The sequence below is a fragment of the Streptomyces pseudoechinosporeus genome, assembly GCF_054783935.1.
On record NZ_BAAGPS010000032.1, the window covers coordinates 65,121 to 81,138 of the forward strand.

The following is a 16,018-nucleotide window of genomic DNA, read 5'->3' on the forward strand; positions in this document are numbered from 1 at the left end:
TGCTTGATACAACCCTGGGTTGCCACGCTGTTGCTGTCTGTGCAACCTGATGGGAGCGGCCAGTGGCATTCGGTGAGCAGCCGGCGTACCTCCGTGTCGCGGGTGATCTCCGCAAGAAGATCGTCGACGGTTCGCTGCCACCACACACCCGGCTCCCGTCCCAGGCCAAAATCCGCCAGGAGTACGGCGTTTCGGACACGGTCGCCCTGGAGGCCCGCAAGGTGCTGATGGCCGAGGGGCTGGTCGAGGGCCGCTCGGGATCCGGTACGTATGTGCGCGCACGTCCCGTGCCACGCCGCATCGCCCGCTCCGGGTACCGGCCGGAGAGCGGCGCCACCCCGTTCCGCCAGGAGCAGGCCGACGCCGAGGCGCGCGGCACCTGGGAATCGCACAGCCGCCAGGCCGAGGCAAGCGCCGCGATCGCCTCGCGGCTGGCCATCGCTCCGGGCGACCGCGTGATGTGTACGCAGTACGTCTTCCGGGACGCAGGCGAGACGATCATGCTCTCCACGTCCTGGGAACCGCTGGCCGTCACGGGCCGCACACCCGTGATGCTCCCCGAAGAGGGCCCCCTCGGCGGCATGGGCGTGGCCGAACGCATGGCGGCCATCAACGTCATCGTGGACAACGTCACGGAGGAAGTAGGCGCCCGACCGGGCCTCGCCGAGGAACTCGCCGCCCTGGGCGGCGTTCCCGGCCACGTGGTCCTGGTCATCCACCGCACGTTCTACGCCTCCGGCCAACCGGTGGAAACGGCGGACGTGGTGGTACCGGCTGACCGATACCGGGTGTCGTACCACCTGCCGGTGAGGTAGCCGGCTACCTCCGGCGGTTGAGCGGGGGCGCCTACCGGGAGGGCGGGTTCGGTTCACTGGCGAGTGCGGGTTCGTTGTGGCTGGTCGCGCCGTTCCCCGCGGGGTGCCTCCGGCGGTTGGGCGGCTGCGGGTTGTGGGTGGCTGGTCGCGCCGTTCCCCGCGCCCCTTAGGTGCGTGGTGGGTGCGGGGCCGCGGGCCGGTGCGTCAGCCCGTCGCAGGCCGGGCGTACGGCCCTTTGCTGGTACAGGGTCCTGGTTCTCCGAGACAGAACCTAAGCGACGGGCATACGACGCACCGGCCCACGGCCCCTCCCGCCGGCGGGCAAGTGCGGGCACGTGGTGGCTGGGGGCTCCAGGGACGCGCCCTTTAGGGGCGCGGGGAACTGCGCGACCAGCCACGACGGGCCTGCAGTCGCCCACGAATCCAGCACCCCACCCCCGTAGGCACCCCGCGCAACCGCCGGAGGCAACCCGCACGCGAAAACGAACCCAACCTGTAAAAACCCGTACGCGCAGCGTGAAGGTTAGGCGTAGGCTCGGGCATATGCGGATTGCGGTTTCCTTATGGAGCGGGTCAGAGCACGGAGCGGAACGCAGAGGGGGAGCGCGATGAGCGACGGCACCATCACGCTGCCCTGGCTCGTCGTGCGTCGCGACGACAACGGCAACCGCTACACAGTCAGCAGGTGCGCAACCAGAACCGAAGCCGAGAAGATCGCGGACCGCCTCGAACGCCACGGCCACAACCAGCTGTACCTGATCGAGCGCATCGAACAGAACGGCCAGAACGGGAGCCCGTAGGCTCCGCCGCATGACGGAACGAATCGTGGTGGTCGGAGCCGCCGTACTGAGCGGCGGCGAGAGCGATGGCGAGAGCCGCCTACTCGCCGCCCGCCGCAGCGCACCCCCGGACCTGGCCGGCCGCTGGGAACTCCCCGGCGGCAAAATCGAGCCCGGCGAGACCCCCGAGCACGCCCTCGTACGCGAGCTGCGCGAAGAGCTCGGCGTAGAGGCGGAGCCAGTCGTACGGATCCCGGGGGAGTGGCTCCTGAAGCCCCCGTACACCCTCCAGGTCTGGACGGCTCGGCTGCTCCCCGGCTCCGGCGACCCCAAACCCCTTGAAGATCATGACGAGTTGCGCTGGCTGACACCGGACGAGATCTGGGACGTCGACTGGCTGGATCAGGACGTACCGGCCGTCATGGAGGTAGCCCGCCACGCCTGGGGAACCCCGGCGCCGGAGGCGTGAGGCCCGCGCCGAGGGGTACGCGGATGCCGCCGGAGGCAACCCGTACGCGGATGCCGCCGCAGCTGTGACATACACAACGCCACGGGGCGCGCGATGCCCCTCCTCCGGGGGCCCGCGGGCGCAGGAGCGCGAGGCGTGGATGACGCCCGAGGCCCCCGCCCCCGTACGCCGTTCGTGCCACAGCGAGCCCCGGCATGCGGTGCGTGCGGTACCCCGCCTCGTATACCGGGTATGTCCCCATTAACCACACGAAACCGGACATAATCCGCTTCAGGCCCGGGAGTGATCTGCGTGATCCACACCGATGGCGAAGTCGCCGAGTGGACCTTCCCCGCGGATCCCGGTTCCGTAGGAACCGCCCGTACTTTCGTGCGGAGCCAGCTGCGTGCCTGGGGCCTCGAATCCCTCGGTGATGTGACCACGCTGCTGGTCAGCGAGCTGGTGACCAACTCCCTGCAGCATGCCATGGGGCCCATCGGTGTACGCCTCGTACGCCCCGCGGAGCCGCCCGGCGGGCTACTCGTGGAAGTTTCCGACCCGCTGCCGGACCTGCCCCACGAGCGGGCCCCGCGCCCCGAGGACGAGGGGGGCCGCGGGCTCCAGCTGGTGGCGTGCTCCTCGCGGCGCTGGGGCACCCGGCCCGGCGCGACGGGCAAGACGGTGTGGTTCGAACTGGCCCTGCCGGGCTGAGCGGGAGCGACTTGCGGGCCGGTCGGGGCCGTTGGGTCACGAGGGTTTACCGGAGTTCGGCCATGACGGCTTCGTACCGGCTTCATGACGGCTTACAGGAGACTGGGATTCGACGGGGTGCGCCCTGGTTAGAAGACTGGGAGTGTGTGTCGCGGCCGGTCCAAAATGCATCGGGATCGTGCTGTGATCGTGAACACCGTGTTGTGCGGCGCCGTACTGCTGGATACTGCGGGCAGCCGCCCCCGGTGACCGATGCCGGACGCGGTGAGCTGGAGGGGACGGTTCGCGTGAGCGAGATACCAGCGAAGGCCACGGAGACTTCGGAGTCCATGGAGCCCATGGACTCCGAGAAACCGGGGGGCGGCGCGATGGCCGGTGTGCCGGTCGGTGACGGCGACGGCGAGGCCGGCGGCGTGGTCTGGCAGAGCAGTCCACCCGGCTCGATCTACGACTACATCAAGGTCGCCTCGTTCTCGATCGGCCCCGACGGCCTCGTCGACCAGTGGAGTCTGCGCGCGGAGCAGCTCTTCGGCATCAGGTCCGAGCGGGCCGTGGGCATGGACCCCATCGAGGCCTTCGTCGATCCCGACCTGCGTGAGCAGGGTCAGCGGAAGATGGCCGAGATTCTCGACGGCCGGGAGTGGACGGGCGTCGTCCCCTTCCGTGTGCCGGACGACGCGGAGTCCGGTGCCGGTACGGAGGGACTCGCCGAGGTCTACGTCATGCCGACGCGTACGGAGGAAGGCGAGCGAGCCGCCCTGTGCATCGTCGTCGACGTCCGCACCCTGCGCGGGATCGAGGCGGATCTTGCCGCTTCTCAGTCGATTTTCGGCCAATCCCCGTTCGGTTTCCTGCTGCTCGACACAGAGCTGAAGATTCGTCGTGCCAACGAACGGTTCGCCTCGACCTTCGGCGGCACCGCCGACGACCATCGCGGGCGCACTGTCAGGGACTATCTGACAGGGGGCGAGGTCGAGCGGGTCGCCGCGATTCTGCGCCGCGTCCTGGAGACCGGCGAATCCGTCACCGACATGCAGGTCACGGGCACCGTGCCCGGCTCCCCCGAGCGCCGCAACTGGTCCATCAACCTCTATCGCGTACACAGCGGTGCGGGCCGGCCGATCGGAATCGCCTGGCTGGGTACGGACGTCACCGCGCGTCGTGCCGCCGCCCGCGAGGCCGCAGCCGCCCGGCGCAATCTCGCCCTCCTCAACGAGGCCGGGGCGCGCATCGGCAACTCCCTCGACCTGGAGACCACCGCCCGCGAACTCCTCGACGTGGCCGTCCCCGGCTTCTGCGACCTCGCCTCCGTCGACCTCTACCAGGGGCTTCTCGCCGGAGACGAGACCCCGCCCGGCCTCGCCGACGGCAGCGCCGAGCTGCGCCGCGTCGCCTTCGCCAGCGCCGTCTCCGACGCGCCCTTCATCGGCGGACCCGAACCGGTGAACGTCGGCGCCGTGCACCACTTCGCGTTCAACTCGGCCTGCGCGGACGCCCTGCGCACCGCCCGCCCCAAGACCGTCCCCGGCGAGGAGGGCGGCCTCATCCAGTCCACGCTCGCCGTCCCGATGGTCGCGCACGACATGGTCGTCGGCCTCGTCCAGTTCTCGCGTACGAAGGGCAGCGAGCCGTTCGGCGAACGGGACCGGGGGCTCGCGGTCGAGCTGGCCGCCCGCGCCGCCGTCTGCATCGACAACGCCCGCCTGTACCGCCGCGAGCACCAACGCGCGTTGATACTCCAGCGCTCCCTGCTGCCCCCGGGCGACCCGGAGGCCTCCGGCCTGGACATCGCCTGCCGCTACCTTCCCGGGAACGCGGCGACCGAGGTGGGCGGCGACTGGTTCGACGTCATCGAACTCCCCGGGCACCGCACGGCGTTGGTGGTCGGCGATGTGATGGGCCGCGGCCTGCGCGCCGCCGTCGCCATGGGTGAACTCCGTACGGCCGTACGCACCTTGGCGCTGCTCGACCTCGAACCCGCCGAGGTCCTCTCGGCCCTGGACGAGATCGCCCGCGGCCTCGGCACGCCCGGCGGCATCCAGCAGGCCACCCGCACCGCAGGCCGCCAGTCGCAGCGCGACGCCGACCTCTCCGAGGTGTACCTGGCGACGTGCGTGTACGCGGTCTACGACTCCGTCACGCGCCGCTGCACCTTCGCCAACGCGGGCCATCTGCCGCCCGTACTGGTGGAGCCCGGTGAGAACGCGCTGATGCTGGACGTGCCGCCGGGCATGCCGCTGGGTGTCGGCGGCGAGCCGTTCGAGGAGGTGGAGGTCGAACTTCCCGAAGGTTCGCTTTTGGCGCTCTACACGGATGGACTGGTCGAATCGCGCGATCACCCGCTGGACGAGGGCCTGCAGGCCCTCGTGGGCGCCCTGACGGACCCGTCCCACCCGTCACCCGGTCACCACCCCGGGGCGGCGGCGCGGCGCGCCGACACCTCCCGATCGCTGGAGGACGCCTGCGACCACGTCCTCAACACCCTCGACACCCACCACGGCGAGGACGACATCGCCCTTCTGATGGCACGTGTCCAGGGGCTGCCCGCCGAGTCCGTCGGCGACTGGACCCTGCCGCGCGAGCCGCGCAGCGTGGGCCGCGCACGCGAGCTGGCCCGCGGCCAGCTCATCAGCTGGGACCTCGAACCCCTCGTCGACACCGCGGAGCTCCTGGTCAGCGAGCTGGTGACCAACGCCCTGCGCTACGGCGAGGGCGAGATCAGGCTCCGGCTGCTGCTCGACCGCACCATGGTCTGCGAGGTCTGGGACGCCGGCCTGGTCCAGCCCCGCCGCCGCCGCGCCCGCGACACGGACGAGGGCGGCCGAGGCCTCCAGCTCGTCGGGCTGCTCAGCGCGGCGTGGGGCTCGCGCCGCACGCCGCGCGGCAAGACCGTCTGGTTCGAACTCCCCCTGCCGAACGGCGACACAGGCCTCACGGACCCCGCGGAGGCCTTGCTGAGCCTGTTCTAGGAGGTCTGGGAGGTCCAGGAGGTTCTGTGAGGTCTAGGAGGTACGCCTCCTGATCTTCGACCCCAGCCACACCAGCGGATCGTACTTGCGGTCAACTGCCCGTTCCTTCAAGGGAATCAAGGCGTTGTCCGTGATCTTGATGCCCTCGGGGCAGACCTCGGTGCAGCACTTGGTGATGTTGCAGTAGCCGAGCCCGTGTTCGTCCTGGGCGGTGGTCTTGCGGTCCAGGCCGCTCTCGGACGCCGCGTCCAGCGGGTGCATGTCCAGCTCCGCCACCCGCATGAGGAACCGGGGCCCCGCGAACGCCTGCTTGTTCTCCTCGTGGTCCCGTACGACATGGCAGGTGTCCTGGCACAGGAAGCACTCGATGCACTTGCGGAACTCCTGCGAGCGGTCCACGTCCTCCTGCATCATCCGGTACTCGCCGGGACCGAGGTCGGCGGGCGGCACGAAGGACGGCACCTGCCGGGCCTTCGTGTAGTTGAAGCCGACGTCGGTGACGAGATCACGTACAACGGGAAACGCCCGCAAGGGAGTCACCGTGATCGTCTCCTCGCGCGAGAACACCGACATACGCGTCATGCACATCAGCCGCGGCCGGCCGTTGATCTCCGCCGAACACGAACCGCACTTGCCCGCCTTGCAGTTCCACCGCACGGCCAGATCCGGGGTCTGGGTCGCCTGGAGGCGGTGGATGATGTCCAGCACCACCTCGCCGTCGTTGACTTCGACCTTGAAGTCCTCCAGGCCACCGCCCTCGGCGTCCCCGCGCCACACCTTGAAGCGGGCCTCATAGCTGCTCACTCGTACAGCTCCTCTTCGGCGAGGTACTTGACCAGCTCTTCCTTGTCGAAGAGGGCGAGCAGGTCCTGGCGGATGGGCTCGGTGGTCTCCCGGACGAGCCTGATCTGGCCGCGTACCGGATCCGTGGCCGCCAAGCCGCCCGTGGGATCGGTCAGCTGGCAGAGCAGGTTGATCCGCCGCCATTCCCGCTCCATCGTCGGATGGTCCTCACGGGTGTGGCCGCCGCGCGACTCCGTACGCTCCAGGGCGGCGCGCGCCACGCACTCGCTGACCAGCAGCATGTTGCGCAGGTCGAGCGCGAGGTGCCAGCCGGGGTTGAACTGCCGGTGCCCCTCGACCCCGGCCCGCCGCGCCCGTACGCGCAGATCCGCCAGCTTCTTCAGCGCCGACTCCATCTCCGCCTCCCGGCGGATGATGCCGACGAGGTCGTTCATCGTCTGCTGGAGCTCCTGATGGAGGGTGTACGGGTTCTCCGGCGGCCGTCCGGCCTCCTCCGCACCCCCCTCGGGACCCTCCGCCGAGAACGGCCGAAGCGCCTCCGCCGCCGCCGCGTCGATCTGGCCGTCGTCCACCGCGGGCCGCTCGCCCGCATCGGTCGCGTACCGCGCCGCGTGCAGCCCGGCCCGGCGGCCGAAGACCAGCAGGTCGGAGAGCGAGTTGCCGCCGAGCCGGTTGGAGCCGTGCATACCGCCCGCGACCTCCCCGGACGCGAACAGTCCCGGCACCCCGCGTGCCGCCGCCGTGTCCGACTCGACCGCGATCCCGCCCATCACGTAGTGGCAGGTCGGCCCGACCTCCATCGCCTCGGCGGTGATGTCGACGTCGGCGAGCTCCTTGAACTGGTGGTACATCGACGGCAGCCGCCGCTTGATCACCTCTGCGGGCATCCGCGTCGACACATCGAGGAAGACCCCGCCGTGCGGCGAACCACGGCCCGCCTTGACCTCGGCGTTGATGGCCCGCGCCACCTCGTCACGCGGCAGCAGTTCGGGCGGACGCCGGTTGTTGTCCGGGTCCTCGTACCAGCGGTCGCCCTCCTCCTCGGACTGTGCGTACTTCTCCTTGAACACGTCCGGGATGTAGTCGAACATGAACCGCTTGCCCTCGGAGTTCCGCAGCACCCCGCCGTCACCGCGCACCGACTCGGTCACGAGGATGCCCTTCACGGACGGCGGCCAGACCATGCCCGTCGGGTGGAACTGCACGAACTCCATGTTGAGGAGGGGTGCCCCGGCCAGCAGCGCCAGCGCGTGCCCGTCGCCCGTGTACTCCCACGAGTTCGACGTCACCTTGAAGGACTTGCCGATGCCCCCCGTGGCGATCACGACCGAGGGGGCTTCGAGGACGAAGAAACGGCCGGATTCCCGCTCGTAGCAGAAGGCACCCGAGACCCGATCCCCGTCCTTCAGGATCCGGGTGACCGTGCACTCCTGGTAGACCTTCAGCCGCGACTCGTAGTCCCCGGTCTCCTTGTGGTCCTCCTGCTGCAAGGACACGATCTTCTGCTGGAGCGTGCGGATCAACTCCAGGCCCGTACGGTCGCCGACGTGCGCGAGCCGCGGGTACTCGTGCCCGCCGAAGTTGCGCTGGGAGATCCGCCCGTCCTTCGTACGGTCGAAGAGGGCGCCCCAGGTCTCCAGCTCCCAGACGCGGTCCGGGGCCTCCTGCGCGTGCAGCTCGGCCATCCGCCACTGGTTCAGGAACTTGCCGCCGCGCATGGTGTCGCGGAAGTGGACCTGCCAGTTGTCCCCGGCGTTGACGTTGCCCATCGCCGCCGCGATGCCGCCCTCCGCCATCACCGTGTGCGCCTTGCCGAACAGCGACTTGCAGATCACGGCCGTACGCGCCCCGCGCTCACGCGCCTCGATCGCGGCCCGCAGCCCGGCGCCGCCCGCGCCGACCACGACGACGTCCCACTCCTGCCGGTCAACTACGGGCATCAGAACAACCTCGGATCGTCAAAGGCACCGGACGCGACCAGATACACGTAGAAGTCGGCGAGCGCCACGCTCACCAGCGAGGCCCAGGCGAGCAGCATGTGCCGGGCGTTGAGCTTGCCGACCCACTGCCACATCCGGTAGCGCACGGGGTGCTTGGAGAAGTGCTTGAGCTGCCCGCCGACGATGTGTCGGCACGAGTGGCAGGAGAGGGTGTACGCCCAGATCAGCACGATGTTGACCAGGAAGACCAGGGTGCCGAGACCCATGTGGCCCCACTCGTAGTGCTCGTCGCGGAAGGCGAGCACGGTGTCGTACGTGAGGATGCCGGCGACCAGGATCGCGGCGTAGAAGAAGTAGCGGTGGATGTTCTGCAGGACCAGCGGGAAACGGGTCTCGCCGGTGTACTTCTTGTGCGGCTCGGCGACCGCACAGGCCGGTGGCGAGGCCCAGAAGCCCCGGTAATAGGCCTTGCGGTAGTAGTAGCAGGTCAGCCGGAAGCCGAGCGGGAAGATCAGGATGAGCAGGGCGGGGGACAGGCCCCACCAGCCGCCGAAGATCTCCCAGTTCGGGCCCGCCCGCATCGGCTCGCAGTTCTCCGCCAGACAGGGCGAGTAGAACGGCGAGACGTACGGCGCCGCGTAGTAGTCGGTGTTCGCGAACGCCCGCCACGTCGAGTAGACGATGAAGGCCAGCAGACCGCCCGCGGTGGCGGCGGGCTGCAGCCACCAGCGGTCGGTCCGCAGATGCGGGGCGGCTATCGCGGCGCGCGTGGGGGTTCTTACGCCGCCGCTGTTCAGTTCGGGTTCCGTACCAGTGGCCAAGGGGGTGGACTCCAGTCGGATCAGGGTGCGTGCCGGTCGCGGGCGCCGAGACCCTCGTCGTCCGAGTCCGTCCACAGAGTGCTGTCGTACGGGGTGTCGGGGATGGATACGAGGTCGGGGCGCCGCGGTGTCTTGAGGCCGGGGGCGGCCTCGCGCAGCAGCGCCACGCTCTCGCGCAGGTGGTCGGCGTCGGTGCGCACCCGGCGCATCTCCAGACCGCCACCGATCTGCTGTTCCAGGCGCCCCACGGACCGGTACAGGTCGTCGAGAGCGCGCTGGACTGTTGTCAGGTCGTCTTGCACGGACATGACTTGCCCTCACTTCCGCGGACCCAGCGGCCCAAGGCGGCAACGTTCATGCGCCTGCGAGTGTCGCGCGTCACATCGGCCCCTGGGAAGGGATCTGCATGGATTAACCGATCGTGTCGTGCATTCACATCAGGCGCGCGCCCCCGCAGCCGCAAGCGCGCCCTTTGCTGGGCCGCATGGGTGAGCTTTCGCGTACCCATCGCCGTGGCGCCGCTCCGACTCGGGGGCTTGCCCCTTCAGTAGGGCGATAGATCTGATCAGCTCCATTATACGGCCAAACGTGATCTAGCTAGCCCAAATGCGACATTCCACGTGATCGGTACACGCGATCAGTCCACGTGATCAGAACCGCCCCGGAGGTATCAGTCATGTCCCACCACGGCGTCGGACCGCGCGCGGTCATGCGCTCGGTCGCGTTCCTTACGGCGGGCGTGCTCGCGGTGCCCTCTCTCGCCGCGTGCAGCGAGGAGGACCCGGCCACCCGGCGGCCCCTCGCCGGTCAGGACATCGCCCCCGCGGACCGTGACCGGATCGCCGACGGCGGCACCGTGCGCTGGGCCGTGGACACCGTCCCGGAGACCCTCAACACCTTCCAGTCGGACGCCGACGCGACCACCTCCCGGGTCGTCGGCGCGGTCCTGCCCTCGATGTACCGGCTCGACGAGAGGGGCCGGCCCGAGCGCAACCCCGACTACCTGGAGTCCGCGAAGATCGTCGAGCGCGAGCCCAAGCAGGTCGTGCTCTACAAGCTCAACCAGCAGGCCGTCTGGAGCGACGGCCGCAAGATCGGCGCCGCCGACTTCGCCGCCCAGTGGCGCGCCCTGTCCGGCAAGGACACCGCGTACTGGACGGCCCGCAACGCCGGCTACGAACGCATCGAGAAGATCGAGCGCGGCGACAGCGACCTCGAGGTGCGGGTCACCTTCCACAAGCCGTACACGGACTGGCAGTCGCTGTTCTCGCCGCTGTACCCGAAGGGCGTGATGGGCACCCCGGACACCTTCAACGACGGCGCCCGCCGCAAGCTGAAGGTCACCGCAGGACCCTTCGTGATCGACAAGATCAACCGCAAGGCCGGTGACGTCAAGCTGAAGCGCAACCCGCGCTGGTGGGGCCACAAGCCCAAGCTCTCCGAGCTGGTGCTGCGCGCCGTACCGCGCGACAAGCGCGCCGCCGCGCTCGCCGCAGGCCGGCTCGATCTGGCCGAGATCGACCCCTCCGCGGCGCGGCGCATCACCGCCGCCGCCGGCGGAAAGGGCTCCGCCGGGGCGCCGCTCGCCCACGGCCCCGGCGCCGCGCTCACGCCCGCCCAGGCGCTGCGCTCCTGGGCGATCGCGAACGGCTCCGACGGGGAGGCGGCCGACGAGGAGACCACCGCCCGCGAGCAGCGGAGCAAGGCGATCGCGAAGTACAACAAGGAGCAGTCGGCCCTGCGCCGTTTCGTGGTCCGCAAGTCCCTCGAACCCGCCTACACCCAGCTCGCCCTCAACGGCGCCGAGGGCCCCCTCGCCGACGAGCGCGTCCGCCGCGCCGTGGCCCGCGCCCTCGACCGCGACGAACTCGCCAGAGTCGTACTCCAGCCCCTCGGCCTGCCCGCCGAACCCGTAGGCAGCCATCTCGCCCTCGCCGGACAGGCCGCGTACGCCGACAACAGCGGCGCCCTCGGCGAACAGGACACCGAGGAGGCGCAGGCACTGCTGGCGGACGCGGGCTGGGTACGGGGCGGGCCCGTCGAGGAGAAGAAGGCGAAGAAGGAGGCGAAGGGGGCCGGCAGCGAGGCCTCCGGGAAGCCGGACGACGGTACGTACATCGTCGGCGAGGACAACAAGCCCGGTGCGGCGTACGACCCGGCCTCCGACGAGAGCGCCGGCGACGACAGCAAGCCCGGCGGCCACAGCACCTCCGCCGTGCTGGCGCCCACGCCCATCGCCCAGCTGCGCACGGCGCTCCTCGACCAGGCCGCCGCGCAGGCCGAGCGCCGCGTGGCCGACGAGGAGAAGCAGGAACCGGCGCAGGACGGGGAGCTCAAGGACGGCGGGGAGCCAGGTGCGTACGCGCCGAAGGGCACCGCCGCTCCCGCAGGTGCCGCGGCCAGGCCGCTGGCCAAGGACGGCAAGGCCCTGTCGCTGCGCTTCGTGCTCCCGTCAGGACCTGGCACGGAGCCGCTGCGGGCGGTCGGTGAGCGCATCGCGCGGATGCTGGACCGTATCGGCGTCCGTACGGAGATCTCCAAGGTCTCCGACGCGAGCTACTTCAAGGATCACATCGCCTCCGGCCAGTACGACCTGGCGCTGTACTCCTGGCCCGCGTCCGCCTTCCCCGCCACCGACGCCCGCCCCATCTACGCCAAGCCGGTGCCGGCCGCGGACGGCTCCCTCAACGTCGAGCAGAACTACACACGCGTCGGCACCGACCAGGTCGACCAGCTCTTCGACCAGGCCGTCGCCGAACTGGACGAGAACGAGTCCCGTTCCCTGGTCCGCAAGGCCGACGCCCGCATCTGGGCCGCCGCCGGCTCGATCCCCCTCTACCAGCGCCCCCAGCTCGTAGCGGCCCGCCCGAACCTCGTCAACGCGGGCGCCTTCGGCTTCGAAACGCCGGTGTACGAGGACATGGGGTACCTGAAGAAGGGCATGAAGCGGGTCTCGTAAGCAGAGTCGGGTCCCGATAGAGGCGCGGGGCTGTGACATCGCGGCTCCGCCGCCTGGGGCGCGGGCTCAGCAGGGCCGCGCCCCAGGCGGGGCGCGGGGCTGTGACATTTGCGGCTCCGCCGCGTGGGCGCGACAAGCCCCCACCGGGCCCGCACGTGAGAACCGACCCCAACGAGCCCTGCGGAGCCCCAGCGGCCAGCGGCCCCGTACCATGGGGTAAGGCCGTGGCACGTTCAGCCCGGCAGGGCCCGCGTAAACAAGATCTGCGCGTCGGCCGTTCACTCACTCCGGGAGAAGCGCCTCACTATGGCCACGCGCCACGACATCCGCAACGTAGCCATCGTCGCCCACGTCGACCATGGCAAGACCACTCTGGTCGACGCCATGCTCAAGCAGGCCGGTTCCTTCGCCGCGCACGCCGCCGAGTCGCTCGACGACCGCATGATGGACTCGAACGACCTGGAGCGTGAGAAGGGCATCACGATCCTCGCCAAGAACACGGCGGTGAAGTACCACCCGAAGGCCGGCGGCGACGTCATCACCATCAACATCATCGACACCCCCGGCCACGCCGACTTCGGCGGTGAGGTCGAGCGCGGTCTGTCGATGGTCGACGCGGTGGTCCTGCTCGTCGACGCCTCCGAGGGCCCGCTGCCGCAGACCCGCTTCGTGCTGCGCAAGGCCCTGCAGGCCCGGCTGCCCGTCATCCTGTGCATCAACAAGACGGACCGCCCGGACTCCCGTATCGACGAGGTGGTGAACGAGGCGTACGACCTCTTCCTGGACCTCGACGCCGACGAGGACCAGATCGAGTTCCCCATCGTCTACGCGTGTGCACGTGACGGAGTCGCCTCGCTGACCAAGCCGGAGGACGGCACCGTCCCGGCCGACAGCGACAGCCTGGAGCCGTTCTTCTCCACGATCCTGGAGCACGTCCCGGCCCCGGTGTACGACGAGGAGGCCCCCCTCCAGGCGCACGTCACCAACCTGGACGCCGACAACTTCCTCGGCCGTATCGCGCTGCTCCGCGTCGAGCAGGGCGAGCTGCGCAAGGGCCAGACGGTCGCCTGGATCAAGCGTGACGGCTCCGTCGGCAACGTCCGCATCAGCGAGCTGATGATGACCGAGGCGCTGACCCGCAAGCCCGCCGAGAAGGCTGGCCCCGGTGACATCTGTGCCGTCGCCGGTATCCCGGACATCATGATCGGCGAGACCCTCGCGGACCCCGAGAACCCCGTCGCGCTGCCGCTCATCACGGTCGACGAGCCCGCGATCTCGATGACCATCGGTACGAACACCTCGCCGCTGGTCGGCCGCGGCGGCACCGGCAAGGGCGCGGACGCCAAGGCGGCCGTCAAGGACCGCAAGGTGACCGCCCGTCAGGTGAAGGACCGTCTGGACCGCGAGCTGATCGGCAACGTCTCGCTGCGCGTGCTGGACACCGAGCGCCCGGACGCCTGGGAGGTCCAGGGCCGCGGTGAGCTCGCGCTCGCGATCCTCGTCGAGACCATGCGCCGGGAGGGCTACGAGCTGACGGTCGGCAAGCCGCAGGTCGTCACCAAGGAGATCGACGGCAAGCTGCACGAGCCGGTCGAGCGCATGACGATCGACGTCCCCGAGGAGCACATGGGCGCGGTCACGCAGCTCATGGGCGTCCGCAAGGGCCGCATGGACAACATGTCCAACCACGGCTCCGGTTGGGTGCGACTGGAGTTCGTCGTGCCGTCCCGCGGTCTCATCGGGTTCCGTACGGAGTTCCTGACGAGCACGCGCGGCACGGGCATCGCGCACTCCATCCACGAGGGCCACGAGCCGTGGTTCGGCGCCCTCCAGACCCGTAACAACGGTTCACTGGTCGCCGACCGCGCCGGCGCCGTCACCGCCTTCGCGATGACGAACCTTCAGGAGCGCGGCGTGCTCTTCGTGGAGCCGGGCACCGAGGTGTACGAGGGCATGATCGTCGGCGAGAACTCACGCGCCGACGACATGGACGTGAACATCACCAAGGAGAAGAAGCTCACCAACATGCGGTCGGCCTCGGCCGATTCGTTCGAGGCGATCGTCCCGCCGCGCAAGCTCTCCCTGGAGCAGTCCCTGGAGTTCTGCCGCGACGACGAGTGCGTCGAGGTGACCCCGGAGGCCGCCCGCATCCGCAAGGTGAAGCTGGACGGCCGGGAGCGCGCCAGGGCGGCGAGCCGCGCCAAGCACGGCTGACGCCTCCTCACCGAGGGCTCCTGAAAAGCCGGTTGACCCGGTTCTCCGCCGAGAGGAGAGCCGGGTTTTCGGTGTGCCTTCAGACCCTGTGCGGGTGACACCGTGGCAGGATCTCACGGGCTTGCTGTCCGTGCGCTGTCAGCGACGTTCGACTATCGGAGAGCGAGCGATCAAGTTTCGGACATGTAAACAGAAAACGGTCCCTCTATGTCCGTTATGCGAGAATTCAGTCTCACCTGTCAAGCGCGATGAGGTGTCAGTCTTTGCAATTTTTGCTCAAAATATGGACGGTAGGGAGATCCCTATGTCTTCCGGGCTTGACGCGCGTTGACTCCCTTGGCGAAAGTTCCCCCAAACCACAGAACCTGCCGGTATCTGTGCTGCGCTCAACTTTCCGTCCCCCGGGGGAAGAACACACATGACAAGTCCAACCAAGGCCGAGGGCTCCGGCCCGTCGGTCGCCTTGGACCCTGAGCTGGCGGCGACCACCGATGTCGCCGTGCCCAAGAAGCTTGAGGGCCGTTCCCCCGGCCAACTGATGTGGCAGCGCTTCAAGCGTGACCGTACCGGGATGTTCTGCGCCGGGGTAGTGATTTTTTACTTCGTGATCGCGCTGTGTGCCCCGCTGCTCACCGCGATCAGTGGCACCAACCCGTACACGCTGTACGGGCAGGACCCCACCTACGCGGACGACCCCGTGCTGGACGACTTCGGTCTGCCGCTCGGCTATTTCGGCGGCGTCTCGGGGGATCACTGGTTCGGCGTCGAACCGCAGCTCGGCCGCGACCTGTTCGCCATGCTGGTGTACGGCATGCGCACCTCGCTGTTCATGGCGCTGGGCGTGACCACGCTGCTGATGATCACCGGCGTCATCATCGGCATGGTCGGCGGCTACTTCGGCGGTCGGACCGACTACTGGCTCGGCCGGGTCACCGACTTCTTCCTCTCGTTCCCGCAGCAGTTGTTCTTCATCGCCTTCATGCCCGTCGTGACCTCGTTCTTCGTGGACCCGCGGGAGGAGACCCCCACGTACTTCCGCGCGGTGGCGATTCTGATCGTGCTGTGGCTGCTGGGCTGGATGGGTATGGCGCGCATCGTCCGCTCCACCGTGCTGTCCCTGCGTGAGCGGGAGTTCGTCGAGGCCGCCAAGGTCTCCGGTGCGTCGCCGGGGCGGATCGTCCGCAAGGAGATCCTGCCGAACATCGTCTCGCCGATCCTGATCCAGTTCACGTATCAGCTGCCCAGCACCATCCTCACCATCGCCTTCCTCTCCTTCGCCGGTGTCGGTTTCGTCGAGCCGACTCCGGACTGGGGACGACTGTTCGCCGCCGGCGCCAAGTACGCCGAGCAGGACCCGGCGTTCATGTTCTTCCCGGGCGTGGCGTTGGTGATCTTCATCCTGTGCTTCAACCTCCTCGGAGACTCCGTACGGGATGCCTTCGACCCCAAGTCCGGGCGCTGATCGTCCATTTGTGGGGGGTGAGCTGCCGCCCCCTCGTCGGCCTACCAGCCGCGTCAGGCAGTACTCATGGATAACAACCGACAGGTAGGTGCTTAC

General features: G+C 69.3%; 12 protein-coding genes. 8 read left to right on the forward strand and 4 right to left on the reverse strand.

From position 1 onward, the window contains the following. Window positions 1–62: 62 nt before the first annotated feature. From ACYVO6_RS30260 to ACYVO6_RS30280, 5 genes are all read left to right on the forward strand, one after another. A complete protein-coding gene (locus ACYVO6_RS30260; protein ID WP_461066695.1) occupies window positions 63–815 on the forward strand; it encodes a GntR family transcriptional regulator in 753 nt (250 codons plus the stop codon). 608 nt (window positions 816–1,423) lie between these two features. After that, complete coding sequence (locus ACYVO6_RS30265; RefSeq protein ID WP_461066697.1) at window positions 1,424–1,615, forward strand: UBA domain-containing protein; 192 nt, start codon at window positions 1,424–1,426, stop codon at window positions 1,613–1,615. A gap of 10 nt (window positions 1,616–1,625) precedes the next feature. Continuing rightward, the gene (locus ACYVO6_RS30270) at window positions 1,626–2,063 is read left to right on the forward strand and encodes a (deoxy)nucleoside triphosphate pyrophosphohydrolase (protein WP_461066699.1); all 438 of its coding nucleotides are present in this window, start codon (window positions 1,626–1,628) and stop codon (window positions 2,061–2,063) included. Window positions 2,064–2,345: 282 nt separating this feature from the next. Then, window positions 2,346–2,753, forward strand: coding sequence for an ATP-binding protein (locus ACYVO6_RS30275; RefSeq protein ID WP_461066701.1), 408 nt, complete (start codon window positions 2,346–2,348; stop codon window positions 2,751–2,753). A 245-nt stretch (window positions 2,754–2,998) separates the two neighbouring features. Beyond that, window positions 2,999–5,722, forward strand: coding sequence for a SpoIIE family protein phosphatase (locus ACYVO6_RS30280; RefSeq protein WP_461066703.1), 2,724 nt, complete (start codon window positions 2,999–3,001; stop codon window positions 5,720–5,722). A 33-nt stretch (window positions 5,723–5,755) separates the two neighbouring features. Here the strand turns inward: ACYVO6_RS30280 and ACYVO6_RS30285 are convergent, their stop codons facing one another. Genes ACYVO6_RS30285 through ACYVO6_RS30300 form a run of 4 tightly spaced genes read right to left on the reverse strand, consistent with a single transcriptional unit; the run spans window position 5,756 to window position 9,595 of the window. After that, a complete protein-coding gene (locus ACYVO6_RS30285; protein WP_461066705.1) occupies window positions 5,756–6,526 on the reverse strand; it encodes a succinate dehydrogenase/fumarate reductase iron-sulfur subunit in 771 nt (256 codons plus the stop codon). Next, window positions 6,523–8,466, reverse strand: coding sequence for a fumarate reductase/succinate dehydrogenase flavoprotein subunit (locus ACYVO6_RS30290; RefSeq protein ID WP_461066707.1), 1,944 nt, complete (start codon window positions 8,464–8,466; stop codon window positions 6,523–6,525). The genes ACYVO6_RS30285 and ACYVO6_RS30290 overlap by 4 nt, the downstream gene beginning before the upstream one ends. After that, window positions 8,466–9,287: a hypothetical protein gene (locus tag ACYVO6_RS30295; protein WP_461066709.1), complete on the reverse strand. Its 822-nt coding sequence runs from the start codon at window positions 9,285–9,287 to the stop codon at window positions 8,466–8,468. Before ACYVO6_RS30295 ends, ACYVO6_RS30290 begins: the two co-directional genes overlap by 1 nt. 20 nt (window positions 9,288–9,307) lie before the next feature. Then, window positions 9,308–9,595 carry a hypothetical protein gene (locus ACYVO6_RS30300; protein ID WP_328768868.1) on the reverse strand — a complete coding sequence of 96 codons (288 nt, stop codon included), beginning with the start codon at window positions 9,593–9,595 and terminating at the stop codon, window positions 9,308–9,310. Between the two features lie 368 nt (window positions 9,596–9,963). On the opposite strand from ACYVO6_RS30300, the gene ACYVO6_RS30305 reads away from it, so the two are divergent. The 3 genes from ACYVO6_RS30305 to ACYVO6_RS30315 all read left to right on the forward strand — a co-directional run bounded on the left by ACYVO6_RS30305 (window position 9,964) and on the right by ACYVO6_RS30315 (window position 15,922). After that, entirely contained in the window at window positions 9,964–12,246 is a 2,283-nt protein-coding gene (locus ACYVO6_RS30305; RefSeq protein ID WP_461066711.1) for an ABC transporter family substrate-binding protein, read from the forward strand. Between the two features lie 306 nt (window positions 12,247–12,552). Then, on the forward strand, window positions 12,553–14,460 hold the full coding sequence (gene typA / locus ACYVO6_RS30310) for a translational GTPase TypA (RefSeq protein WP_461066713.1): 1,908 nt from the start codon (window positions 12,553–12,555) through the stop codon (window positions 14,458–14,460). A gap of 418 nt (window positions 14,461–14,878) precedes the next feature. Beyond that, the gene (locus tag ACYVO6_RS30315) at window positions 14,879–15,922 is read left to right on the forward strand and encodes an ABC transporter permease (protein WP_461066715.1); all 1,044 of its coding nucleotides are present in this window, start codon (window positions 14,879–14,881) and stop codon (window positions 15,920–15,922) included. Window positions 15,923–16,018: the final 96 nt, after the last annotated feature.